Below are 24141 nucleotides of genomic sequence, written 5' to 3'. Positions count from 1 at the left end.
CCTGCCGCTCGAGCGCGCGCGCCTGGCGGTCGAACGCGGCATCGAGCGCGCGGTAGAAGGCCAAGCCCTTCGGCGTCAGGCGCACCTGCACCGAGCGGCGGTCGTGCGCGGCACGACGTTGCTCGACGTAGCCGGCCTCGACCAGCTTCTTCAGCTTATGGGTGATGTTGGCGTCAAGGTAGTTGGCGCGGTAGTTCAGCTCGCCGACGCTGATCTCGTCGCCGCCGATGTTGTAGAGCAGCAACGCCTGCACGTTGTTGACGTCATTGACCCCGAGGTTGCCGAGCTCGACCTTGACCAGCTCGAGCAGCTGCCGGTGAAGCTGTTGCAGGCCAGTGATCGCCTGAAGATACAGACGCTTCGCCGCGCTCTCGCCGCAACCTGCAGGAAAATCGGCTCCGATCATAGCCGGAAGTATCGCATAAATTCTCAAATAGATCACCTCCAAAGGGCAAGTAATAATGCGGGTATTTCTTCAGAAATTATGCACTCATAAGTAAGAACGCCACAAACTCAAAACGAGTACTAGGGCGTATCGGCTGCGCCCGCAAACAGGGAGGGCCGGCGGGGTGCAGGCAGGCCGCCACTAGGGTCCGGACTCATATCCAATAGCAGACGATAGCGGCGATGATGACGACTGCCTCGTAGTTGGTGGCGAGGCGGTCGCATCGGGTGGCGACGCGGCGCCAATCCTTGAGCCTGCAGGTCACCTCTCGGAGGTTGCGAGCCGACGCAACCAAACATAAGGCCCTGAAACCCAACCCGGGTTCAGGGCCTTTCTGCTGTCTGCGGCGGCTGCGAAACTCGGAGCAAGCGGAAGCCTTACGGCGGTACGGCCATCAAGCTTGCTTCCCCGCGGCTGATGCACTCGCGAAGCCTACGCTCGGGATCGAGTGGACGTGGACGTCCCTGCCCGAGTGCTTCGAGAGGATATCGACCGCGCGCTTCTCATGCTCGGCGTCCCTTGCGTTCACCCACAACAGCAGGCCGCCGTGGTCGAGCTGCTCCTGAAGGAACTGCGCATGGCGGCGGTCCACCCACCTGGCTAGCAGCGCCCCGACCAGACCGCCTGCTCCGCCCGCCAAGGTCGCGGCGGCGAGAACCGCGGCGAGCGCGCCGCCAGAGGCCACCACCGCTCCCGCGGCAGCAACCGCGCCGACGTAGAGGAGCCCGCCGATGAGGCCACCCTCGGCATCGCCGATCGACTCCGGGGAGACATAGAAGGTCCGGGGGATCGCGGCGTCGTCTTCCGCCTCCGCGACCCTCTCGTAGCGGTGGCCGAGCTTCTCTTCCACCGCCCGTTCGCTCGCAAGCAGACTCAGCTCGGCCCGATCGAAACCCGAGCTCAGGAGATCGTCTATTGCCTCCTCGAAGGTGTCCGCATCGCTAAAGATGCCGACCGCCTCGCGGACGTCTCCGCCGGTCTGCTCGATGTCCATGGCCCGTCTTCCCTCTGCGCGCGGCTGCTTTGGTTTCATTGCCCTGCCACGACGTGGAACGCCTTGACCTGCATCAACTTCAGCAGCGCGACCAACGGATATCATCAATAGCAATCGCCGAGACGGCCAGGTCCGTGCTGCGTCCGGCCAAGGCCGGCGCGATGGGCCGTGGGCAGGACCCCATCCTCGCACGCCCGGTCGGCCGGGTGTCCCTGGCCTGGCGGGAGACGACCTGGCAGGAGGCGGAGCTTGCAAGGCACAATCGGCAGCGGGAGCGCGAAATGGGAGGCGCGAGAGGGCGCGCCATCGCCGCTCGGCGTGTCGTTCTGCCCCGACGACGGCCAGTTCAACTTCGCGCTCTACTCCAAGCACGCGACGGGCGTGCGTCTCCTGCTCTACGCCGCCGACGACTGCACGACCCCGCTTCACGTCAAGGAGCTGCACTGGAGCCACAACAAGTCGGGGCGCATCTGGCACTGCCGGATTCCGGCGATGCTCGCCGAGCGGGCCCGCTACTATGGCTACCGGATCGACGGACCACGCGACCCTGCGGAGGGGCACCGTTTCGATCCGGACAAGATACTGCTCGATCCCTATGCGCGCGCGGTGCATTTCCCGCCCGGCTTCAGCCGCTCGGCGGCGAGGCATCCCGGCGCCAACCCCGGCCAGGCGCCACTGGGCGTCCTGCGGCCGGAGCCGGCTCCGCCCGACGGCGATCCGGCTCCGCGGCTCAGGCACGGCCACGAGGCGGTCATCTACGAGCTGCATGTGCGGGGCTTCACGCAGCGGGCGAACTCTGGCGTGGCGCCGGAGCGGCGCGGCACCTTCGCAGGGCTGGTCGAGAAGATCCCCTACCTGAAGGAGCTCGGCGTCACGATCGTCGAGTTGCTGCCGGTCTTCCAGTTCGATCCCCAGGAGGGCAATTACTGGGGTTACATGCCGCTCAGCTTCTTCGCCCTGCACGGCGCCTACGGCTGTCGTTGCGAGTGCGGCGAGCAGCTCGCCGAGTTCAAGGCGATGGTGCAGGCCCTGCACGAGGCCGGCATCGAGGTCATCCTGGACGTCGTCTACAACCATACCGCCGAGGGCGACGCGCGCGGGCCGACCTACAGCCTGCGCGGTATCGACAACACGACCTACTATCTGCTGGAGGAGGATCACGCCCGCTACCGCAACGACAGCGGCACAGGCAACGTCGTGCATACGGCGAACCGCTACGTCGCCGCCCTGATCCTGGACAGCCTGCGCTACTGGGCGGGCGAGATGGGCGTCGACGGCTTCCGCTTCGATCTCGCCTCGCTCTTCACGCGCCGGGCGGACGGCTCGATAAACCTGGAGGATCCGCCGATCATCGCCGCGATCCAGTCGGATCCCTTGCTCTCGAACCGCCGCCTGATCGCCGAGGCCTGGGACCTGTCGAGCTATCAGCTCGGGCGAACCTTCCCCGGCATCAGCTGGCTGCAATGGAACGGTAAGTTCCGCGACCAGGTGCGCAGCTTCGCGAGGGGCGGCCCCGCGCAGGCCGGCCAGCTCATGGCGCGGCTCTACGGCAGCTCCGACCTCTTCCCCGACACGCTGGAGGATGCCTTCCATGCCTTTCAGAGCGTGAACTTCGTCACCTCCCACGACGGCTTCTGTCTCTGGGACCTGCTCGCCTACGACCGCAAGCACAACGAGGCGAACGGTCACGGCAATCGCGACGGCAGCGATGCGAACTGCTCCTGGAACCATGGCTGGGAGGGCGACGAGGGGGCGCGGCGCGAGGTGCTGGCGCTGCGCCGCCGCCAGGCCAAGAACCTCATCGCCCTGCTGATGCTCGCCAATGGCACGCCGATGCTGGTCGCCGGCGACGAGTTCCTGCAGACCCAGGGCGGCAACAACAATCCCTACAACCAGGACAATGAGACGACCTGGCTGGACTGGGATCGACTGGAGGCCAATCGCGAGGCCTTCCGCTTCACCCGGGCGATGATCGCCTTCCGCAGGGCGCACCCCAGCATCGCCCGCAGCCGCTTCTGGCGCGACGACGTTACCTGGTTCGGCCCGACGGGCCCAGCCGATCCACGATCGCAGGAGCTGGCCTATCGCCTGCGCGGCGCCGAGCAGGGCGATTGCGATCTCTACGTGATGATCAACGGCAGCGCGCGCGACCTTCTTTTCCGGATCCAGGCGCCCGACACGGCTTGGCGGGTCGCCATCGATACTGCGGGGCCGGCGCCGTTCGACATCGCCGAGCCGGGGCGTGAGCCGCCGCTCGCCGAGCCGGAGCGTCCCGTCGCGGCCCGCTCGCTCGTGGTCCTCCTGGGCCCTCCGGCGATGCGGACCCAATAGGTACCGGACAGGCATGTCGGTCAGGCGTTCCGAAGCAGAGGAGGAGAGCCATGGCTACCGAGAGGCGCTACGTCGTGACCTTCTACAAGACGATCACGACCGATTACGGTCATGACAAGGAGATCGAGGAGCGTGTGCTCGAGGTGACCGCGGTCGACGAGCAGACCGCTCTCGAACGGGCACAGGCGGAGTTCTGTCGCCTGAAGGAGCTGTCGGACTGGAGGCTGCATGCGGACCGCTGCGCGGTCGAGGAGGGAGGCTCCTCGACCTGATACCGCCCGCACGGGAGCCCTCGAGCGAGCCGGGCGGCGGGCTGCGGCACTTGGCGCTGTTCCTCCGGCGCAGCCGCAGATGATCCGGCCCGCTCGGCCGGGCGCGCAGCGAGAAAGTGTTTCTTTGAGGCTGGTTGATCCTCGTCAAGTCCGAGGGGCGGCTTTCGTGCACCAATAATAATTGTCCCATGTCACCGCGCAACGATCGGAGGTGGCCATGACCGAGTTGCAGCTGCCCGTGCTGGAGCATGCGGTCCAGCAGACGAACCTTTGGCTTAAGAAGCTCGTGGAGGAGCACCATTTCCGCGATCGCCACCATGCATACAGCGCGCTGCGCGCCGTCCTGCACGCGCTGCGCGATCGGCTGACGGTGGAGCAGGCCGCGCACCTCGCCGCGCAGCTGCCGACCCTGGTCCGCGGCATCTACTACGAGGGCTGGCATCCGGCCGGCACTCCGGCCGCCTATCGGCAGGTGCAGGACTTTGCCGACCGCGTCGCGGCCCAGTTGCCGCCGACCTTCCCGCGCGACGCCTTGACGACGACCCAGGCAGTGTTCGACCTGCTGACGCAGGAGCTCGACGCCGGGGAGATCGCAAAGGTGAAGGCGACGCTGCCGGAGCCGTTGCGTGGCCTCTGGCCGGCATGACCGGCAGGGTGGAGGCGGCCGCCTCTTCCTCGAAGGCCGGCCGGCGGCGCCTTGTCGTCGCGCGGGACGCCTTCCACGGGCCTGCGCCGGGCTGTCGGCGTGCTCTCATCACCGTCGACCGGCTCGGCTTCGATCACCTTCGGTGCCTCGACCCCAGCTACTAGGAGCTGACGGGCGCGATCGAGGCGCTGTACGAGGACGAGATGCTGATTCTGGTGGCGCTGGCCTGGATCGGCCGCGGCGACTATTCCGGTGAAGGGTGGAACGAGGCGCGCAGCGTGGCCGCCGAGGTCCGGGGCGAGAACTTCCCCGACTACCTAGTCGGCATGCCGTAGCTGGGTGACCTGCTCGAGGGAGCTTCGCCGCGCTCGGCCTGCCCTGGCGAGGACTACGAGATGGGGCGGCTCTGAGCGGTCACTCGAGCGCTTCCACGGCCTCGCGCAGGCGTTCGGTGATCTTCCGGTGGCTCTCGTCGCCCGCGCCGGAGGCCACCAGCTCGCAACCGGCGAGCGGGCGGCCGAAGACGACGCCGATGGGGTGGGGCCGGGGCAGCCGGCGGCTGCGTGGCCAAGCCTGGAAGCTGCCTCGGATGCGCACCGGGATCGCGGTCGCCCCGGTCCGGGCGATCAGCAGGCCGATGCCGGGCGTGAAGGGCTGCAGCCTGCCGTCCGGCGAGCGCCGACCCTCGGGGAACCAGACCACGCTCCGTCCTTGGCGTAGCAGCGCCTCGGCCACGGCGATGCCGGCCAGGCCGCCGCGCCTGGGATCGAGGGCGAAGACGTTGCAGGCGTGGCTGACCAGGCGCATCGAGCCTGAGGCGAACAGCAGGCCGGCCCAGCCCGCCCAGTGGACTCCGGGCAGCCGGCGGAGCGGCAGGGCGGCGGCAAGCGCCAGTGGATCGAGATAGCTCGCGTGGTTGGGCACGAGCAGCAGCGGCCCCGCGGCCGGCAGGTTCTCACGACCCTCGACCCGAAGGCGGAAGAGCAGGGCCATGAGCGTCCGGCCGAGCAGGTGCAGCGCCCATCCGGCGAGCGGCAGCCCGGCTGGAGTCGCTGCTGGGGCCGGCTGTGCTGCCGGCTGTGTAGCCAGCGGCGCCGCGACCGTCTCGCGCAGCAAGTCGCGCAGCGTGAAGATGCGGCCGACCGCCGCTTCGTCCAGGCTGCGGCCGAAGCGCTGCTCGATCTCGATCGTGAGTCCGACCCAGGCGAGGGAGTCGATGCCGAGATCGAGCTGCGGGCTGGCATCGAGGTCGTGCGCGCCCTCGGGAAAGCGTGTCTGCAGCCAGCTCCACAAAGCGGCGGCCGTCGGTTCGGCAAGCAGTTCCCGGTCGGCCTCGGTCGGCTCGTAGGGCTGCGCGGCCTGGCGATGCGCCACGGCCTGCTGCCACAAGGAGGGCAGCCGGAAGCGCTGCAGCTTGCCGATCGGAGTGCGCGGCAGGTGCTCGCGGGTCAGGGTGATCCGCGCGACGCGCTGGAACGGCCTCAGCCGGCCGCCGAGGCGCTCCAGCTCGTCGCGCAGCTGGTTTTCGACCTGCACCGTCCCGCGGGCGCGCAGCGTGCTTTCGTTCGGCACGATCAGCCCGACCAGCGTGCCGGCCTGCTCCAGGACCGCGATCTCCTCGATGATCCCGCTTTCCTGGTAGGTGCGCTCGATCTCTTCCGGTAGCACCGTCTCGCCGTTCGGCAGCGTGATCCGCTCGCTCGTGCGGCTCGCGATGTGGAGGTAGCCCTCGGCGTCGAGACGACCGAGGTCCCTGGTGCGGAACCAGCCGTCGGCGGTGAAGGCGGCCGCGGTGAGGTCGGGCCTCTGCCAGTAGCCGTGGAAGACGTTCGGGCCCCTCGCCAGGATCTCTCCGACCCCGGTCTCGTCGGGATCGGCGATGCTGAGGCTGACGCCGGGCAGGGGGCGGCCGGCACTGCCGGCTCGGGCCCGGCCCGGCAGGTTCAAGGTCAGCATCGGCGCCGTCTCGGTCAGGCCGTAGCCGGTCAGGACCTGCCAGCCGATGGCGAGCAGGGTCTGTTCGACCGTCTCGTCCAGCGCGGCCCCGCCGCTCGCCGCCAGGCGCAGGCGCGGGGCGAGGGCGTGCCGCAGCGGCGCCAGCAACCAGCGGCCGAGCGGCAGGCCGAGCCGTTGCGCGCGGACACAGAGGTCGAGCAGCCGGCGTTGCCGAGGACTCATGTGGCCGGCGAAGGCGCCGAGCAGGGCCGTGTAGAGCCGCGGCACGCCGATCAGTACCGTCGCTTCGCGCAGTGCCTCTGCCAGCGCCGGCCCCGAGGTGCCGGCAGGCAGCAGGAGCCCGCTGCCGCTGGCCAACGTTCCGAGTACGCCGACGGTCAGGGGATAGCCATGGTGCAGCGGCAGAGGCAGCAGCACCCGGTCGTCCACATTGACCAGCCTTTCCTGCCGCAGAGCCGTCACATTGGCCAGGAGGTTGGCGTGGCTGAGCGGCACACCTTTCGGCACCCCCGTCGTACCGGAGGTGTAGAGCAGCAGCGCCGGATCCTCGGGGGCGACCGCCGGCAGCGGCGCCGGTTCCCGGTCCAGCAAGGCGGCCCACGACTGCGCTCCGTCGCTCTCGTCCAGCAAAGACGTCCGCAGGCCGGCGAGCGAATCCGATTGGCCGAGGCGATCGGCGCGCGCGCGCGTCGCGAAGATGCGCCGGCACCGGCTGTCGAGCAGCAGCCCGGCCAGCTCCTCGTCGGGCAGCTGCGCGTCGAGCGGCACCGCGACGCCGCCCGCCGCGACGATGCCGAAGCAGCAGGCGAGCCATTCCGGCGAAGCCGGCCCGACCAGGGCGACCGGCTCCGCTGGTGCCAGCCCCGCCCGCAGCAGGCCGGCGGCCAGGCCGCATGCGGTCCCGGCAAGGCGTGCATAGCTCCAGATCTCCGGCTCCGGCTGGCGGAGGGCGACGATCGCCGGCCGGTCGCCATGCCCGGCCCAGCCCTCGATCAGGCTCTGCAGCGTCGTTGCCTCGACCATCCTCGACCGACTCTTGCGAGCTGTTCATGGGCGTGAAAGCCGACTGCCGCGCGTGGAGGCGCGCCTTGATGTGCGTCAATAGCCTGGATCCAAAGGCGGCTTAAGATAAACCATAGGGGGCTGCCTCTGCTCTATGACGTCTCGCACAACACCTGCAAGGTCGAGGAGCATCTCGCGGAGGGCCGCGCGGCAGCGGCCAGCAAGCGCTCGGTGCAGCCTCGGCCGACGCGACCGGCTCCGTCCTCGAGCCGCATGGCCACCCGCTTCAGGGCCTCGCTGAGCTCGCTCCAGGCGTGCTCGGCATCGGCCTTGAGGTCCTTCCCAGGCATCACTGCCGGCCTTGCGCAACCCTTCGAGCTGCTTGCGCAGGCTGTCCTGCCTGCCGTGCAGAGCCTCGATCTCCTCGTAAAGCCGCAGCCTGGCGTCCGCCTTCGCTGTGCGGCCCGACGAGTGCCGTACGGGCGAGGCGCGGCGTTTCTGACGTGGGCTCAGCTTGCGGCGCGGCGGCGGCCGGTCGGATCGACGGTCGTCGCCTGTGGCCCGGCGGCGCTTTCGCCGTACGCGACGACGAGCCGCACCTCGTCGCCCGGCGCGAGCTGCCCGAAGTCGCCGACGACCGAGTTGCGGTGGAAGTAGATCTCATTGCCCTCGCCGTCGACGGCGAAGCCGTGGTCGGGGAACAGCCGCGCGACGCCGGCAAGCAGCGGCGGCTCGTGGGTCTTGACGTCGCCGCGGATCCGGCGCGCGTAGTCCTCGAGGCGCCGTCCGGCGGCGTCGAAGGCGTCCCGGATGGCGACGTAGACGTCCTCGTGCGCATGGTCGAGAGGCTTGTTGTGGGCGACCTCGATATCGTGGCCGGGAACGCCGATCAGCACCTTCACCCGATAGAGCTTGCCCTGTCGACCGTGGCGATGGGGCGCCTCGACGACGACGCGGCAACTGACAAGCCGGTCGAACAGGCGCTCGAGGCGGGCTACCCGCTCGCGAATCCGCGCCTCGACGGCGGGCGACGGGTCCATGCCGTGAAAGGCGATCTGCAGAAGCGTTTGCATCGTGGATTCCTCCCTCGGCGCGTGGCGCACACTATGCCGCCGATCGCCGCCGAGCCTGGCTCCATGTAGGGCCGGCCGGCGGGCCGCCGCCTTGACCTGCGTCAAGGCTGGCCGCTGCCGAAGCCGTTCGGAGGCCCGGCACGATGCGAATCCGGGTGAGCGCGCGCGACTGCCGATAAATCCCGAGCTCGTTTGACCAGGATCAAGGGCGGGGTCCGCGCCCGCCCCTAGGCTGGTGTCAGATCGCTTGTCATCGGCAAGCCTGGGCCACGGGACGGGGCTGGATGCAGGATCCCTCGAAGAAGCTCGCAGCCAGGATCTTGAGCTGGGCCCTCGTCGGCCTCATGCTCGCGATCGCCTTCGGGCTGTTCCGCGGCCCCGACGAACGTGCCACGGCGCTCGACCTGACCTATTCCGAGTTCAAGGGCCTGGTCGAGCGGGGACAGGTCGAGGCGGTCGTGTTCCAAGGCGACCGGATCTCGGGCAGCTTCTCGAGCGCCTACGAGGGCCGGCCCGGTCAACGTTCGACCAGCTTCACGACCCGGAAGCCGCCGCTCGAGGACAGAGGGCTGCTCGATTTGCTCGACGAGCGCGGCGTCGAGGTTGCGGCAGAGGAGGCGGGCGGCGGCTCGGCAGCCTGGCTGGTCGGGCTGCTGCCGTGGGTCCTGATCCTCGGCGTCTGGTACTTCCTGCTGCGGCGGATGTCCGGCCTCTCGGGCGGTCTCGGCCGCGGCGGGCTCGGCGATTTCCTGGGCGAGCGGACCCGCAAGGTGGAGCCGGCCTCGGCACCGAAGGTTCGCTTCGCCGACGTCGCCGGCCAGGACAACGCCAAGGCCGAAGTCGCGGAGCTGCTGGAGTTCCTGCGCGATCCCGGGCGCTACCGGCGCCTCGGTGCGCAGGTGCCGCACGGCATTCTGCTCGAAGGCCCGCCGGGGACCGGCAAGACGCTCCTCGCCAAGGCGCTGGCGGGCGAGGCCCAGGTGCCCTTCTTCCACATCTCGGCCTCCGAGTTCATCGAGGTCTTCGTCGGCGTCGGCGCATCGCGGGTCCGCAAGCTGTTCCAGGACGCCAAGCAGCACGCACCCAGCATCATCTTCATCGACGAGCTCGACAGCGTCGGCCGCGTGCGCGGCGCGGGTTTCGGCGGCGGCCACGACGAGCGCGAGCAGACGCTCAACCAGATCCTCGCAGAGATGGACGGCTTCGAGGGCCACGAGGCCGTGGTAGTGCTGGCGGCGACCAACCGGCCGGATGTCCTCGATCCGGCCTTGCTCCGGCCCGGCCGCTTCGACCGGCACGTCACCCTCGAGCTGCCCGACATGAAGGCGCGGGTCGCCCTGCTCGAGGTGCACGGCCGGGACGTGCCGCTCGAGGCAGACGTCGATCTCGAGCGGATCGCGGCGGGCACGCCCGGCTTCTCCGGCGCGGACCTCAAGAACCTGGTCAACGAGGCGGCGATGGCGGCCGCGCGGGAGAACCTGGAGCGCGTGAGCGCGCGCCACTTCGACGAGATGCGCGACCGCATCATGATGGGCGCGCTGCGCACCCTGGCGATCCATGAGGACGAGCGGCACCGCCTGGCCGTGCACGAGTCCGGCCACACCGCCGTCGCCTACTACCTGCCGACCGCCGACCCGATCCACAAGGTGACGATCATCCCGCGCGGGCGCTCGCTCGGCAGCACGCACCAGCTGCCCGAGATCGAGCGCCATACCCTGCCGGAGGACTTCCTGCGCGACCGGCTGGCCGTGATGCTGGCGGGGCGTGCGGCGGAGCAGCTCTTTCTCGACAGCAGGAGCTCCGGCGCAGACGAGGACATCCGCATGGCGACGCAGCTCGCGCGCTGGATGGTCGGCCGCTGGGGCATGTCCGAGGAGGTCGGGCCGGTCGACGTGCGTGACAGCGAGGAGCATCCCTTCCTCGGCCGCGAGATCGCCCAGCCGCGCCATTTCTCGGAGGCGACGGCGGCGTCGGCCGACAAGGCGATTCGAGCCTGCCTGGCTGAGGCCGAAAGGCGGGCCGGCGAGCTGCTCGAGGCTCACCGGCCGCAGGTCCGACGCCTGATCGCCGAGCTGGAGAAGCGGGAGACGCTGGACCGTGCGGCGGTGGCGGCCTGCCTCGGACCGAAGGAGGTGGCGGCGCGTCGGAAGCCCGCGCCGCCTTTGCCCGGCCTGGAGCAGGCCGGCGACCTCTGATTCACGGCTCACTACGGGAGGACGACATGACGAAGGGCGTGACCTGGATCCTGGTCGCCGATCATCAGCGGGCGAGCGTCTACGAAAAGACCGGCCCTGACGGCGAATTGCGGCTCGTGGAGGGGCTGGACGCGGCGGCCCACCTGCCTGCAGGGCGAGACATCCTGTCGGACCGGCCGGGGCGCAGCTTCGAGAGCAGCGGCATCCTGCGCCACGCCGTCGAGCCGCGCAGTGATCCCCGCCGCGAGCGGGCGATCCACTTCCTGCAGGAGGTCGTCGAGGCTGTCGACCAGGCAGGTCAGCGGGGCGCCTTCGATCGGCTGCTGCTGGTCGCGCCGCCGCGGGCGCTCGGCGAGCTGCGCAAGCTGCTGCCGGAACGACTCGCCGGCAAGGTGACGGACGAGCTCGCCCAGGACCTGACCAAGCACACGGTCGGTTCGCTCGCGGCACATCTCGCCGCGCATGGGAAGACCTGAAGGCGCATCGAGCCCGAGGCAGCGGCGCCCGCCTCAGGCGCCGAGCTTGACGGCGAGGTAATCGGTGGCGCCTGCGACCGTCAGCAGCTTCGGGTAGTCGGCTTCGGGAATCTCGACCTGCAGGCGCTTGTGCAGGGCGATCACGAAATTCAGAAAGTCCATCGAATCGATGTCGAGCGCCTCGCGCAGGTCGGCTCTCGGGTCGGTCGTGCCCGGGTCGGTTTCGGGGGCGATGTCGCTCAGCGCCCCGATCACGGTCTGGCGGATCTCTTCGCGGGTCATAGCGCCTCCGGGTGCTGAAGCAGCCGCTCGACCTCGAGCAGCAGCAGGGCGCCGCGATGGCCGTCGCTGACTCGGTGGTCGGCCGCCAGCGTCGCCGTGATGGTGGGGCGTGGCTCGACCCGATCCTCGACGACCCAGGGTCGGGTCGCGACTGTTCCGAACCCGACGATCGCGACCTGCGGCGGGTAGATGACGCCGAACAGGCTCTCGACCCCGCGCTCGCCCAGGCTCGAGACGGTGACGGTCGGCTCGAACAGCTCCGAGCTGCGCAGCCGCCCGGCGCGCACGCGCGCGACGAGGTCGCGCAGCGCGGCCATCAGCGCCTCGAGGGATCTTCCATCGGCATCGCGGATCGCCGGCGCGATCAGCCCGCCGCCGCGGATCGCGACGGCGACGCCGAGGTGAATGCCCTCGCCGGGGCGGAACGACCCGTCGCTGTAGAAGCCGTTGAACTCGGGAAAGGCCTTCAGGGCCAGCGCCACGGCCTTGAGCAGCAGGACCGCAGGCAGCAGCCGTTCCGGCGGTTCGCGCTCCGCGTTGATCCGGGCCAGCCAGGCGAGCGGCGTGCTCACCTCGATGGTATGGGTGAGGTAGTAGTGGGGGATCTCGCGCTTGGAGCGCGCCATGGCCGCGGCGATCGCCTTGCGCATCTCCGCCAAATCGAGCCCATGCCGCTGCGGCGGCGCCCCCTCCGGCGCCGCGGTCGGGGCGGCGCGCTCGAGGTCGGCGCTGACAACGGCGCCGCCCGGCCCCGTGCCCTGGAGCCCCGCCAGCGACAGGCCCCTTTCGGCGGCGAGCCTGCGCGCCGCCGGAGAGACGCGCACGGGGCCTACGGGTGTCGGCGGCATTGGGACCCGCGTCGGTGCCGGCGCGGCGGCAGGGGGTGGGCTCGGCGGGGGTGGGCTCGGCGGGGGTGGGCTCGGCGGGGGTGGACTCGGCGGGGCCGGAGGTGGCGGCGCGGGAGGCGCCGGAGCAGGGGCCGGAGCAGTGGGCGCTTGCGGCTCCTCGGACGTGCGGACAAGGGCCAGCGGTGTGCCGACCGGCACCTCGGTGCCGGGCTCGACCAGCAGGCGGTCGAGGATGCCGGTCTCGAAGATCTCGACCTCGATGGCGCCCTTCTGGGTCTCGACGACCGCGACGATGTCGCCCCGCCGCACCTCGTCTCCGGGCTGCTTCAGCCACTCGACGAGGGTGCCGGCCTTCATGTCGGCGCCAAGAGAGGGCATGCGGAACTCGGCCATCAGCCCGCGAGCGTCGCTCGCGCGGCCGCGGCGATCGCCTCCGGTTGCGGCAGGGCCGCCTGCTCCAGGTGGCTGGGGTAGGGGATCGGCACCTCGGCCGAGCAGACGCGTCCGACCGGTGCGTCGAGGCTCCAGAAGGCCTGCTCCATGATCTGCGCCGAGACCTCGGCGGCCAGGCTGCCTGTCCTCCAGCCCTCGTCGACGACGACGGCGCGGCGCGTGCGGCCGACGGAGGCGGCGATCGTCGCGGTGTCGAGCGGCCGCAGGCTGCGCAGGTCGATCACCTCGGCCTCGACGCCTTCGGCGGCGAGCGTCTCGGCCGCGGCCAAGGTCTTGTGCAGCGTGCCGCCGTAGGCGATCAGCGTGACGTCGCGGCCCGGGCGGCGGATGGCGGCCTTGCCGATCTCGACGGCGCCGGCGTCGGCGGGCAGCTCGCCTTCCATGTTGTAGAGCATGACGTGCTCGAAGATCAGCACGGGGTTGGGGTCGGCGAGCGCGGTCGCCAGCATGCCGCGCGCATCCTCTAGCGTCGCCGGCGCCAGGACCTTGAGGCCCGGAACGTGCGCGTACCAGCCTTCGAGGCTGTGCGAGTGCTGCGCCGCGAGCTGGCGTCCGGCGCCGGTCGCCATGCGGATGACCAGGGGCACGTTGAACTGACCGCCGGACATGTGCAGCAGCGTGGCCGCCGTGTTGACGATCTGGTCGAGCGCCAGGAGGCTGAAGTTGACCGTCATGATCTCGACGATCGGCCGCATGCCGCCGAGCGCTGCGCCGATGCCGGCGCCGACGAAGGCTGATTCCGACAGCGGCGTATCGCGGATGCGCTCGGGCCCGAACTCAGCGAGCAGCCCCTTGCTTACCGCATAGCAGCCGCCGTAGTGGCCGACGTCCTCGCCCATCAGGAAGGTCCGCTCGTCGGCGAGCAGCGCCTCGCGGATCGCCACGCGCACCGCCTCGCGGTAGGTCGTCGTGGCGTTCCTCGGGGCCGCCGGGGCGCCGCTCATGCCCCGCTCTCGAGCAGGACGTGCTTCGTCAGGTCCTCGACCGGCTCCCAGCTGCCCGCCTCGGCGAAGGCGACGGCGGCCTCGACCTCGGCGGCGACCTCGTCCTCGATGGCGCGGACCTCCGCCTCGTGCAGCAACTCGTTCTCCGTGAGCCAGTTGCCGAAGCGCAGGATCGGGCCGTGCTGCTTCCACGCCTCGACTTCGGCCTTGTCGCGATAGAGCTCCGGGTCGAACAGGGAGTGGGCGCGGAAGCGGTAGGTGCGGCATTCCAGGAATTGCGGCCCCTGGCCAGCGCGGATCGCCGCCGCGGCGCGCTGCGCCGTCGCTTCGACGGCGACGACGTCCATGCCGTCCACGACCTCCGAGGGCATCCGGTAGCCCTCGGCCTTGCGGTGGATGTCGGTCTCGGATTCGGAAAGCCGAAGCGCCGTGCCCATGGCGTAGAGGTTGTTCTCGCAGACGAACAGCACCGGCAGCTGCCAGAGCGCCGCGAGGTTCAGGCTTTCGTGGAACTCGCCCTCGGCCACCGCGCCCTCGCCGAAGAAGCAGGCGGTGACGCCGGGGCGGCCCTGCATCTTGTCCGCCAGGGCGAGCCCGACCGCGAGCGGCAGGCCGCCGCCGACGATGGCATTGCCGCCGTAGAAGCGGGTCGCGGCGTCGAAGATGTGCATCGAGCCGCCGCGGCCGCGGCTGCAGCCCTCCTGCTTGCCGTACATCTCGGCCATGACCGCCGGCATGGCGAGGCCGCGCGCGATGGCGTGGCCGTGCTCGCGGTAGGTGGCGACGACGGCGTCGTCCGGCGCCAGCGCCTGCATGACGCCGACCGCCACCGCCTCCTGGCCGATGTAGAGGTGGAGGAAGCCGCGGATCTTCTCCTGTTGGTAAAGCTCGGCGCATCTCTCCTCGAAGCGGCGGATGCGCAGCATCTGACGCAACAGGGTCGCCAGGTGCGGCCGGGTCAGCTGGGGCTTCTTGGCGGTCGCGCCGGTCATCGCTCGTCGCTTTCGAGCGTCGAGAGGTCACCCTCCGGCAGACCCAGCTCGCGGGTCTTCAGCAGGCGGCGCATGATCTTGCCGCTGCGCGTCTTCGGCAGGTTCTGCCGGAAGTCGATCTCCTTCGGCGCGACCGCCGGGCCGAGGCGCTTGCGGGCGTGGCCCAGCAGCTCCTTGCGCAGGGCCTCGCCGGGCTCGTAGCCGGTCTTCAACGCGACGAAGGCCTTGACCGTCTCCCCGGCAATCGGGTCGGGCTTGCCGATCACCCCGGCCTCGGCAACGGCGGGGTGCTCCATCAGGGCGCTCTCGACCTCGAAGGGACCGATCAGGTGGCCGGCTGACTTGATCATGTCGTCGGCCCGGCCGACGAACCAGAAATAGCCGTCGGCGTCCTGCATGGCGAGGTCGCCGGTCAGGTACCAGCCGCCGACGAAGCACTTGCGGTAGCGCTCCTCCTCGTTCAGGTAGCCGCGGAACATCGAGGGCCAGCCGGGGCGCAGCGCCAGCTCGCCCGTCGTCATCGGCTCGTCGAGGACGCGCACCTCCTGCCCGGCGCGCTCGACGATCGCCGCCTCGACGCCGGGGACCGGCCGGCCCATCGAGCCGGGCTTGATCGCCATGGTCGGATAGTTGGCGATCATGATGCCGCCGGTCTCGGTCTGCCACCAGTTGTCGTGGAACGGCCGGCCGAAGGCCTCCGCTCCCCAGACCACGGCCTCGGGGTTGAGCGGCTCGCCGACGCTGGCGAGGAAACGCAGGTGGCTCAGGTCGTACCTGCGCAGGACCTCGCTGCCGAGCTTCATCATCATGCGGATCGCGGTCGGCGCCGTGTACCACACCGTCACCTGCTCGTCCTGCAAGGTGCGGTACCAGCGCTCGGCGTCGAACTCCGCCTCGTCGACGACCAGCGTAGCGCCGTTGGTCAGGGGGGCGACGATGCCGTAGGACATGCCGGTGACCCAGCCCGGGTCGGCGGTGCACCAGACCCGGTCGTCTGAGTGGATGTCGAGCGCCAACCGGCCCGTGACGTGGTGTGCCACGACCGCCTCGTGCACATGCACGGCACCCTTGGGCCGTCCGGTCGTGCCGCTCGTGAAGTGGAGCAGCGCCATCTCGTCCGGCCGGGTCGGCGCCACCTCGAAGCTTTCCGATGCCCGCTCCATGGCGGCGGCGAGCGAGGCCGTGCCAGGCGGCAAGGCGTCCTCGCTGGCGTCGGCCAGCAGGACGTGCTGGAGGCCCGGCAACTCGTCCCGCCAGGCCATGACCTTCTTCCGGTAGAGCGCCTCGGTCGTGACCAGCACGCGCGCGTCGCCCAACTCCATGCGCGAGCGCAACGGCTCCGGCCCGAAGGCGGAGAAGAGCGGCGAGAAGACGCTGCCGTTCTTCAGCGTTCCGAGGGCCGCTATGTAGAGCGCCGGAATACGGCCGGCGAACCCGAAGACTCGGTCGCCTCGGCCGACGCCCAGCTCGGTGAGGACATTGGCGAAGCGGCTGGTCAGCCGCGCCAGGTCCTCATAGGTGAAGTCGCGGCCGGTGCCGTCCCTGCCGAGCCAGCGCAGGGCCGGCCGCTGGCCGCGTCCATGGGCAAGATGGCGGTCGACCGCCTCATGGGCGATATTGAGGCCGCCGCCCGGCAGGCCGTCCAGCTCCTGCCGCGCCGCCTGCCACGAGAAGCTGGCGCGAGCCTCGCCGTAGTCGCGCAGGTTGGGGGGAACGGCAAAGCCGCTCTTGGGTTTCTCGATGGTATCCCACGGCATCGCGCGACGTCCTCGCGGCTTGGGTGGGGCGGACAGGTTCAGCTTGAAACAGCTTCGCCACGGCGGCCGCCGGGCGCCTTGACCTGGATCAAGACTCCAGGGCGCCGCCGGCGGCTTCCACTCAGCGCTCTACGAGCGCGACGCCGTCATGGACGCGGTCGCTCGGATAGAGCACGACCCGTTGGCCGGCCGAGAGGCCGCCGCGGATCTCGACCGCCAGGCTGTTGCGCTCGCCGATCTCGACGGGCCGAAGCCGTGCCCGCCCGTCCTCGGCCAGGAACACCGCCCAGCCGTCGCCCTCGCGGAATAGCGCGCCGAGCGGCAGCTTGAGGACCTCCGCCTGGAACAGGATCACCCCGACGTCGACCCGGTAGCCGTGGCCGAGGCGGCCCCAGGATGTCGGCGGATCGGTGAGGTCGAGCACCACGTCGACCCGCTGCTCCTCGATGCCGAGCGCCGAAACCTTGGTCTGTCCGAAGGGCTCGATCCGCCGGACGACGGCAGCGAGGTCGGAGCCGCCCCAGCGGGTGATCAGCGCCGGCTGCCCGGGCTCGATCCGTACCGCGTCCTCGGACAGCAGGTCGACCACGACTTCGAGGTCCCCGGGATCGCCGATCTCGAGCAGCGGCGTGCCCGATGCGACGACTCCTTCGCTCTCCCGGATGACGCGCAGCACCAGTCCGCTGACCGGAGCGGTCACGCGCACGCATTCGCAGTCGCCGCTGCGCTGTTCGATCTCCAGGCGCGACAGCAGGTACGAGCGCGCCTGGACCAGCTCGTTCTCCCGCATGTCGAGCGCCGCCTTGGCCGTCGCGAGGTTGGCCTTGGCGACCCGGTTGGCCCGTTCCGCATCGTCCAGCGTCCGCTGCGCGATGGTTTCCCGGCGGACCAGGCGGCGGGCGCGATCGAGCTCGGCGGCGGCGAAGGCCAGGTCGGCCTCGGCGCCCTCGCCCTCGGAGGCCGCGAGGTCGCGCGCCGCCCGGGCCGCCTCGACGGCGGCCCGCCGCTCGGCCTCGCTGCGCACGTCCAGAAAGGCGGGTGCTGCGGGCTCGATCACGGCGAGCTCCGTCACGCCGGCTTCGACGGGGTCGCCGGCTTCGGCGTCGATCCGCAGCAGCTGCCCGCCGACCGGCGCGTGAAGGGTATAGACGTCGCGCACGCGGGCCTCGCCTTCGTCGTCGACGGAGACCCGCAGCAGGCCGACCTCGGCAACGGCGAGGTCGACCGGTACCGGCTGTGGCCGCAGGGCATAGCCGATGGCGGCAGCCAGCAGCGCCAGCAGCGCGCCCCAGATGACCAGCCTGCGCCCCTTCACGCCCACGCCGCCTACTCCCTTGTCTTGAGGACTGCGACCAGGTCCAGGCGGTCGAGCCGCCGGCGCACGAAGGCCGCGCAGGCGACCGTCGTCGCCAGCGCGATCAGCGCGGCCTTGCCGTAGGTCGCGTCGAGGATCACCAGAGGCACGCGGAACAGTTCCGTCTCGAAGGCGCTCGCCATGTGCCAGGCGAGGCTATAGCCGATGACACAGCCGAGCGGGATCGCGAACCATGTGAGGATGCCGATCTCCCCGAGCAGGATGTAGGAAATCTCCCAGCGGCTGAAGCCAAGCACGCGCAGGGTCGCCAGCTCGCGTGCCCGCTCGGAGAGGGCGATACGGATCGAATTGTAGGTCACTCCGACCAACAGCGTCGCAGCGAAGGCGATGAAGAAGCCGACGAAGATGTACATGGTCGTGCCCAGGGTCTCGTAGACCTTGTCGATCGCGGCCTGACGGAACAGCGCGCCCGTGACGTTGGGAATCTCCTTCAGCCTGGCCAGGAAGGCCGGGCGCTCAGCGGCGTCGACCGCGACCTGCAGCCCGCTCACCACACGGCCGTCGCGCATCAGCCGGTTGAGGGCGCCCAGCTCCATGTAGGCCGGCCTGCCGAGGTAGGTGTCGAAGATCCGCACGACCGGCAGGCTGAGGCTCGGGCGGCGCCCCTCTAGAACCTCGACGGCGAGCACGTCGCCGACCTCGACGGCGAGCAGCTCGGCCAGCTTGCGCGAGAGCAGCAGCCCGTCCGGCGGCACCTCGATCCGGCCGCGCTCGGCGTCGTGGACCGCGCCCAGGATCGCCCCCGCCGGCACCCCGGTGATGCCCTCGCGTACGCTCAGGTGGCCGTGGCGCAGGCGCGCCGCCACGGCGCGATAGGGCTCCGCCGCCAGCACACCGGGCAGGCGCTGGAAGCTCCCGGCCGTGATCAGCGGTTGCAGGTCGTTGAAGGCGATGGTGGCGTCCTGGCGCTGGCCGTGCACGAAGGCGCTCTCGACCAGGTGGTCGATGGCGTCGAGCCACTGCAGGGCCATGATCATCACCGCGACCGACATGGCGAGGCCGGCGCTGGCCAGGAAGGCGCGCAGCGGCCAGCGCAGCAGCCGTCGCAGGATCATGCGCGAGGGTTCGTCCAGGATCCGCGCCAGGGCCGTGTCCGACAGCCAGCCCCGGCGATAGCTCGGTGGCGTCGGCGGCTGCATGGCCTCCGCCGGCGGCAGGGCGACGGCCCGGCGCACCGCGACCAGGCTGCCGGCCAGGGCGGCGCTCAGGCTCACGGCACCGGCGATGGCGAAGCTGGTCGGCCCCGGCCGGTAGAGCAGAAAGGGAAAGCGGTAGAACTCGGCGTAGAGCCGGGTGTGCCAGTGGCCCAGCCAGGCCCCGAGCAGCGCCCCGATCACGACCCCGATGCCGCCGATCACCAGGATCATCTTCGCGTAGTGCCAGCCGATCGCCCAGTCGCTGTATCCGAAGGCCTTCAGGAGACCGATTTCCCGACGCTCGGTCGCGATCAGGCGCGCCATCACCATGTTGGTCAGGAAGGCCGCCACGACCAGGAAGATGGCCGGCATCAGGCGCGCCATGTTCCTCTGCTGGGTGATCTCGTTCTGCAGGAACCAGTTGGAGGCTTGGTCGGCCCGGGCATAGGCGCCGGTGCCGCCGAAGCGCGCGAGCAGGAAATCGAGCCGCTGAACGACGTCCTGGGCGTCGGCGCCGCGCAACAGGGCGAGGGTGACGCTATTGAAGGACTCCTTCAGGTCGAAAGCGGCCGCCAGGGCGTCGCGGCCCATCCAGAGGATGCCGAAGCGCTGGTCGTCGGGCATCAGGCCGCCCGGCGCGATCGCATAGACGAACTCCGGGCTGAGCGCGGTGCCGACGATCCGCAGGGTGCGTTTGCGCCCGCGCAGGATCGCATCGAAGCTGTCGCCGGGCCCCAGTCCGTGGGCCTCGGCGAAGGGCTCTGCCACGACCACCTCGTCCGGCCGGTTCGGCTCGACCGGTCGGCCGGAGCGCATGACCAGGCTGTTCATCAGCTGCGGCCCGTGGTCGGGCAGGGAAATCAGCTGCCCGATCACCGGCTCGCCGAAACCGGGCAGGTCCAGGATGGCGCCCTCGACGATGCGCGTCTCGACCAGTCGGACGCCGGGGATCGCCGCGATCTCGCGGGCCAGCGGCTCCGGTGCCCGCTTGACCGAGGCGAAGACCTCGGCGAAGCGGGAGCGCTCGTAGTAGGCGGCGGTCGTCTCCTCGAGCGCCTCGATCGTCGTCAGCGCCATGATCAGCAGCGCGGCGCCCGAGGCGATCACCAGCGCGATGGCCAGGACCTGGGCCTTCAGGCGCCAGAGCTCGCGCAGCAGCTTGCGGTCCAGGCTGCTGATCGCGCTCACCAGGCCAGTTCCTTGGGCGCGCGCCGCGTTTCGTTGACCCGCGTCTCGACGATCCGACCATCGGCGAAGCGGAGCACCCTGTCGGCGACCTCGGCGATCACGGCGTTATGGGTGATCAGCGCGGTCGTCGTGCCCAGCTCGCGATTGACGCGGTGGATCGCCTCGAGCACCAGGATGCCGGTCGCGCTGTCCAGGGCACCGGTCGGCTCGTCGCAGAGCAGCAGCGCCGGCCGCTTGGCGATCGCGCGGGCGATGGCGACGCGCTGCTGCTCGCCGCCCGAGAGCTGCGCCGGGAAGTGGTCGAGCCGCGCGCCGAGGCCGACCAGCTCCAGGGCTTCGTGCGGCGCCATGGGGTCGCGCGCGATCTCGGTCACGAGAGCCACGTTCTCCCGGGCCGTCAGGCTCGGGATCAGGTTGTAGAACTGGAAGACGAAGCCGACGTGCCAGCGGCGATAGAGGTTGAGCGCGCGCTCGCCGCCGCCGGTCAGTTCCTGGTCGTGGAAGAACACCTGGCCGGCCGTCGGCGCGTCGAGGCCGCCGAGGATGTTGAGCAGTGTCGACTTGCCGCTGCCGGAGGGTCCGAGCAGGACCACCAACTCGCCCTGGCGGAGCTCGACGTCGACCCCGCGCAGCGCCGCCACCTCGACCGCGCCCATCCGGTAGATCTTGGTCAGGCCGCAGGCCCTGAGGGCAACCGGGGGCCGCCCGCCGTCTGGAGGCTGTGCGGGCAGGCTCGACACGGATCACCTCCTTCTCCTGGGCGGCGCGGACCGCCAGATCCCCTTGCCTCAGTACCCTTGGAGGCGCCCTGCGGCCTTGAGGCAGGTCAAGGCGCCGGGGGCGCCCTGCGGGCAGGCTTCGCGGGAGAGCTTAACGGCGGAGGCGTCCGGATGGACCAGCCTGTCAGCAGGGGCTTCGACCCGCGTGTCGTGAAACGGCAGTTCCCCGGGCTCTCGGCGCCCGATCTGCGCTACCTCGACAACGCCGCGACGGCCCAAGTGCCCGAGGCCGTGCTCGCCGCCCTTCGTGGCTTCGAGATCGAGGCGCGGGGCAACGTCCACGGCACGCCGCACCGACGCTCGCGGGCTGCCCAGGCCGCCTACGACGGCGCCCGCGCCGAGATCGCGGGCTACCTGGGGGTTCCGCCGCAGGAGGTCGTCTTCACCTACGGCACGACCTTTGGGATTAACCTCCTGGCCGGTGCGCTGGCCGAGCGCCTGGGTCCGGCGGACCGGGTGGTGGTGTCCCGGCTCGAGCATCATAGCAACCTGCTGCCCTGGCAGAAGCTGGCGCGGCGGCGGGGCGTCCGCCTGTCGGCGATCCCGATCACCCCGGAGGGGCGGCTCGACCTCGACCGCCTGGACGAGGTCGTGCGAGCGGACACCCGCCTGATCGCCGTGACCCACTGCTCCAACGTCACGGGGGCGGAGACCGAGGTCGCACGGATCCTCGAGGTGGCTCGCGCCGTGGGCGCGCGGGTGTTGCTCGACGGGGCTCAGCGCGCGCCCCACGGCCCGCTCGACCTGCCGGCGCTCGGCGTCGACTTCTATGCCCTGTCCGGCCACAAGATGTACGGGCCGACCGGCATCGGCGTGCTGTGGGGGCGCAGCGAGGCCCTGGCCGAACTGCCACCCTTCACGGTCGGGGGGCAGATGGTCCGCTCCGTCACGATGGAATCGGCGACCTTTGCCGACCCGCCGGGCCGGTTCGAGGCCGGGACGCCGCCCTTGGCCGGCGCCGTCGGGCTGGGCGCAGCGGCGCGCTGGCTGGGGAAGCTCGATTGGAGCGCGGTGCAGGCGCACGAGCGCCGCCTGACCGGCCACGCCATCGCGGGGTTACAGGCGCTGCCGGGGGTGCGCGTGCTCGGTCCGCACGACCTGGAGCGGCGCGGACCGGTGGTCAGCTTCGTCGCCGAGGGCGTCGACAGCTTGGCGCTCTGCCTGCGCCTTGACGAGGACGGACTGGCGCTGCGCGCCGGACATCACTGCGCCCAGCCGCTGCACGCCGCGCTGGGCGTCGCCGGCAGCGCACGGGCCAGCTTCGCGCTCTACAACGACGAGGACGAGGTGGACGCCTTGCTGCTCGGCGTCGACAGGGCCCTGCACGAGCTGCGGTCGTGATCGTAGGCTACATGGACAGCCCCGGTTCCGCGCCAGCCTCCTTCCTGGCTTCCGGCAGCTCGGTCATGGTCGCCTCAGTCAGCAGCAGCACGCTGGCGACCGAGACGGCGTTCTCCAAGGCGATGCGCACGACCTTGGTCGGGTCGATGATGCCGGCCTCGACTAGGTCCAGGTAGCGCTTGCTCGCCGCGTCGAAGCCGAGGTTGCCCTTGCTCTCCTTCATGCGCGCGACCACGACCCCGCCGTCGACCGAAGAGTTCTCGGCGATCTGCCGCGTCGGCGACTCGAGCGCGTGCTTCAGGATCTGCACGCCGGTCCTTTCGTCGCCCTCGGACCTGGCTTCTTCCTGCTCGACGGCCGGGATGCAGCGCAGCAACGCGAGGCCGCCGCCCGGCACGACGCCCTCGGCGACGGCCGCCTTGGTGGCGGCGATCGCATCGTCCAGCGCCTCCTTCTTCGACTTCATCTCGGCCTCGGTCGGTGCCCCGACCCGGATCACCGCGACGCCGCCGGCAAGCTTGGCGAGCCGCTCCTGCAGCTTCTCCCGGTCATAGTCGCTGGTCGTGGTCTCGATCTCCCGGCGGATCTGCTGGATGCGGCCCTCGATCTCCGGCCGGCCGCCGGCGCCGCCGATGATGGTGGTGTTGTCCTTGTCGATGGCGACGCGCTTCGCCCGGCCGAGCTGCGCCAGGGTCACGCTCTCCAGCCGCGTGCCGAGCTCTTCCGATACCACCGTGGCGCCGGTCAGAACCGCCATGTCCTGCAGCATCGCCTTGCGCCTGTCGCCAAAGCCCGGCGCCTTGACCGCGCAGCTGCGCAGCACGCCGCGGATCTGGTTGACGATCAGGGTCGCGAGCGCCTCGCCCTCGACCTCCTCGGCGACGATCAGGAGCGGCCGGCCCGACTTCGCCACCTGGTCCAGCAGCGGCAGCAGGTCCGTGAGCAGGCCGATCTTGTGGCCCGAGAGCAGGAGGTAGGGGTCCTCCAGGACCGCCTCCATCTTCTCGGGGTCGGTGACGAAATAGGGCGACAGGAAGCCGCGGTCGAACTGCATGCCCTCGACCACCTCCAGGGCCGTCTCGGTGGTCCTGGATTCCTCGACCGTGATCACACCGTCGCTGCCGACCTTCTCCATCGCCTCGGCGACCAGCTGGCCGATCGTCGGGTCGTTGTGTGCGGAAATCGTCGCGACCTGGGCCTTCTCCTTGGCGGTCCGAACCGGCCGGGACATCCCCTGCAGCGCCTCGGTGGTGGTCCGCACGGCGCGGTCCAGGCCGCGCTTCAGATCGATCGCGCTGGCCCCCGCGACGACGTTGCGGATGCCCTCGGCGAGGATGGCATGGGCGAGGATCGTCGCTGTGCTCGTCCCGTCGCCGACGAGCTCGCCGGTCTTCTCCGCCGCCTGCCGCAGCATCTGCGCGCCGAGGTTCTCCTCGGCGTCCTTGATCTCGAACTCCTTGGCGATGGTGACGCCGTCGTTGCAGACGATCGGCGCGCCCCAGCGCTTCTGGATCAGCACCGACTTGGAGCGCGGCCCCAGCGTGACGCGGATCGCGTCGGCCAGCTGCGTCGCACCGCGCAGCAGCTTTTCGCGGGCGGTCGAGCTGAAGAGCACCTGCTTGTGCGCCATGATACGCTCCTTTTCCGGCGGTCGGA

Annotated in this window: 20 protein-coding genes and 1 pseudogene; 7 read left to right on the top strand and 14 right to left on the bottom strand. The window is 70.5% G+C overall.

The genetic code is table 11. The features are described 5' to 3' along the window. The 3 genes and pseudogenes from WD341_RS18825 to WD341_RS18815 form a co-directional block, all read right to left on the bottom strand. On the bottom strand, positions 1-406 hold a 406-nt coding region (locus WD341_RS18825), incomplete at its 3' end, for a MarR family winged helix-turn-helix transcriptional regulator (protein WP_368427030.1). Positions 407-599: 193 nt separating this feature from the next. Next, positions 600-701 (bottom strand): annotated as a pseudogene (locus WD341_RS18820) (IS5/IS1182 family transposase); the annotation flags it as partial. A 138-nt stretch (positions 702-839) separates the two neighbouring features. Further along, positions 840-1439, bottom strand: a complete 600-nt coding sequence (locus tag WD341_RS18815; protein ID WP_368427029.1) for a hypothetical protein — start codon at positions 1437-1439, stop codon at positions 840-842. Positions 1440-1688: 249 nt separating this feature from the next. On the opposite strand from WD341_RS18815, the gene WD341_RS18810 reads away from it, so the two are divergent. The 4 genes from WD341_RS18810 (at position 1689) to WD341_RS18795 (ending at position 5023) form a co-directional block, all read left to right on the top strand. Further along, the gene (locus WD341_RS18810) at positions 1689-3770 is read left to right on the top strand and encodes a glycogen-debranching protein (RefSeq protein WP_368427028.1); all 2082 of its coding nucleotides are present in this window, start codon (positions 1689-1691) and stop codon (positions 3768-3770) included. Positions 3771-3820: 50 nt separating this feature from the next. Next, positions 3821-4042: a hypothetical protein gene (locus WD341_RS18805; RefSeq protein WP_368427027.1), complete on the top strand. Its 222-nt coding sequence runs from the start codon at positions 3821-3823 to the stop codon at positions 4040-4042. A 217-nt stretch (positions 4043-4259) separates the two neighbouring features. Beyond that, on the top strand, positions 4260-4688 hold the full coding sequence (locus tag WD341_RS18800; RefSeq protein WP_368427026.1) for a DUF2267 domain-containing protein: 429 nt from the start codon (positions 4260-4262) through the stop codon (positions 4686-4688). Between the two features lie 167 nt (positions 4689-4855). Next, the gene (locus WD341_RS18795) at positions 4856-5023 is read left to right on the top strand and encodes a DUF3775 domain-containing protein (protein ID WP_368427034.1); all 168 of its coding nucleotides are present in this window, start codon (positions 4856-4858) and stop codon (positions 5021-5023) included. 79 nt (positions 5024-5102) lie between these two features. Here the strand turns inward: WD341_RS18795 and WD341_RS18790 are convergent, their stop codons facing one another. Continuing rightward, complete coding sequence (locus WD341_RS18790; protein ID WP_368427025.1) at positions 5103-7667, bottom strand: AMP-binding protein; 2565 nt, start codon at positions 7665-7667, stop codon at positions 5103-5105. 488 nt (positions 7668-8155) lie between these two features. After that, entirely contained in the window at positions 8156-8719 is a 564-nt protein-coding gene (locus WD341_RS18785) for an HPF/RaiA family ribosome-associated protein (protein ID WP_368427024.1), read from the bottom strand. A 284-nt stretch (positions 8720-9003) separates the two neighbouring features. Between WD341_RS18785 and ftsH the strand changes: the two genes are divergently transcribed. Beyond that, complete coding sequence (gene ftsH / locus WD341_RS18780; protein WP_368427023.1) at positions 9004-10914, top strand: ATP-dependent zinc metalloprotease FtsH; 1911 nt, start codon at positions 9004-9006, stop codon at positions 10912-10914. A gap of 26 nt (positions 10915-10940) precedes the next feature. Further along, a complete protein-coding gene (locus WD341_RS18775; RefSeq protein WP_368427022.1) occupies positions 10941-11390 on the top strand; it encodes a host attachment protein in 450 nt (149 codons plus the stop codon). Between the two features lie 33 nt (positions 11391-11423). On the opposite strand, the gene WD341_RS18770 is transcribed toward WD341_RS18775, so the two are convergent. The 8 genes from WD341_RS18770 to WD341_RS18735 all read right to left on the bottom strand — a co-directional run bounded on the left by WD341_RS18770 (position 11424) and on the right by WD341_RS18735 (position 21021). Beyond that, positions 11424-11672 carry an acyl carrier protein gene (locus WD341_RS18770; RefSeq protein WP_368427021.1) on the bottom strand — a complete coding sequence of 83 codons (249 nt, stop codon included), beginning with the start codon at positions 11670-11672 and terminating at the stop codon, positions 11424-11426. After that, positions 11669-12913 carry a dihydrolipoamide acetyltransferase family protein gene (locus WD341_RS18765; protein WP_368427020.1) on the bottom strand — a complete coding sequence of 415 codons (1245 nt, stop codon included), beginning with the start codon at positions 12911-12913 and terminating at the stop codon, positions 11669-11671. The genes WD341_RS18770 and WD341_RS18765 overlap by 4 nt, the downstream gene beginning before the upstream one ends. After that, complete coding sequence (locus tag WD341_RS18760; protein WP_368427019.1) at positions 12913-13917, bottom strand: alpha-ketoacid dehydrogenase subunit beta; 1005 nt, start codon at positions 13915-13917, stop codon at positions 12913-12915. The genes WD341_RS18765 and WD341_RS18760 overlap by 1 nt, the downstream gene beginning before the upstream one ends. Beyond that, positions 13914-14909: a pyruvate dehydrogenase (acetyl-transferring) E1 component subunit alpha gene (gene pdhA, locus WD341_RS18755; RefSeq protein ID WP_368427018.1), complete on the bottom strand. Its 996-nt coding sequence runs from the start codon at positions 14907-14909 to the stop codon at positions 13914-13916. The genes WD341_RS18760 and pdhA overlap by 4 nt, the downstream gene beginning before the upstream one ends. Further along, entirely contained in the window at positions 14906-16666 is a 1761-nt protein-coding gene (acsA, locus tag WD341_RS18750) for an acetate--CoA ligase (protein ID WP_368427017.1), read from the bottom strand. Before acsA ends, pdhA begins: the two co-directional genes overlap by 4 nt. A 121-nt stretch (positions 16667-16787) precedes the next feature. Next, positions 16788-17987, bottom strand: a complete 1200-nt coding sequence (locus WD341_RS18745; RefSeq protein ID WP_368427016.1) for an efflux RND transporter periplasmic adaptor subunit — start codon at positions 17985-17987, stop codon at positions 16788-16790. A 5-nt stretch (positions 17988-17992) separates the two neighbouring features. After that, on the bottom strand, positions 17993-20365 hold the full coding sequence (locus WD341_RS18740) for an ABC transporter permease (RefSeq protein WP_368427015.1): 2373 nt from the start codon (positions 20363-20365) through the stop codon (positions 17993-17995). After that, positions 20362-21021: an ABC transporter ATP-binding protein gene (locus WD341_RS18735; protein ID WP_368427033.1), complete on the bottom strand. Its 660-nt coding sequence runs from the start codon at positions 21019-21021 to the stop codon at positions 20362-20364. Before WD341_RS18735 ends, WD341_RS18740 begins: the two co-directional genes overlap by 4 nt. Positions 21022-21255: 234 nt before the next feature. Between WD341_RS18735 and WD341_RS18730 the strand changes: the two genes are divergently transcribed. Next, positions 21256-22485, top strand: coding sequence for an aminotransferase class V-fold PLP-dependent enzyme (locus WD341_RS18730; protein ID WP_368427014.1), 1230 nt, complete (start codon positions 21256-21258; stop codon positions 22483-22485). A gap of 7 nt (positions 22486-22492) precedes the next feature. Here the strand turns inward: WD341_RS18730 and groL are convergent, their stop codons facing one another. Further along, positions 22493-24115, bottom strand: a complete 1623-nt coding sequence (gene groL, locus WD341_RS18725; protein WP_368427013.1) for a chaperonin GroEL — start codon at positions 24113-24115, stop codon at positions 22493-22495. Positions 24116-24141: the final 26 nt, after the last annotated feature.

It is taken from the genome of Tistlia sp., from assembly GCF_040905785.1.
Taxonomy (GTDB): domain Bacteria; phylum Pseudomonadota; class Alphaproteobacteria; order Kiloniellales; family DSM-21159; genus Tistlia.
Note: the sequence above shows the minus strand (reverse complement) of the source record. Positions and strands in the feature narration are given on the sequence as shown.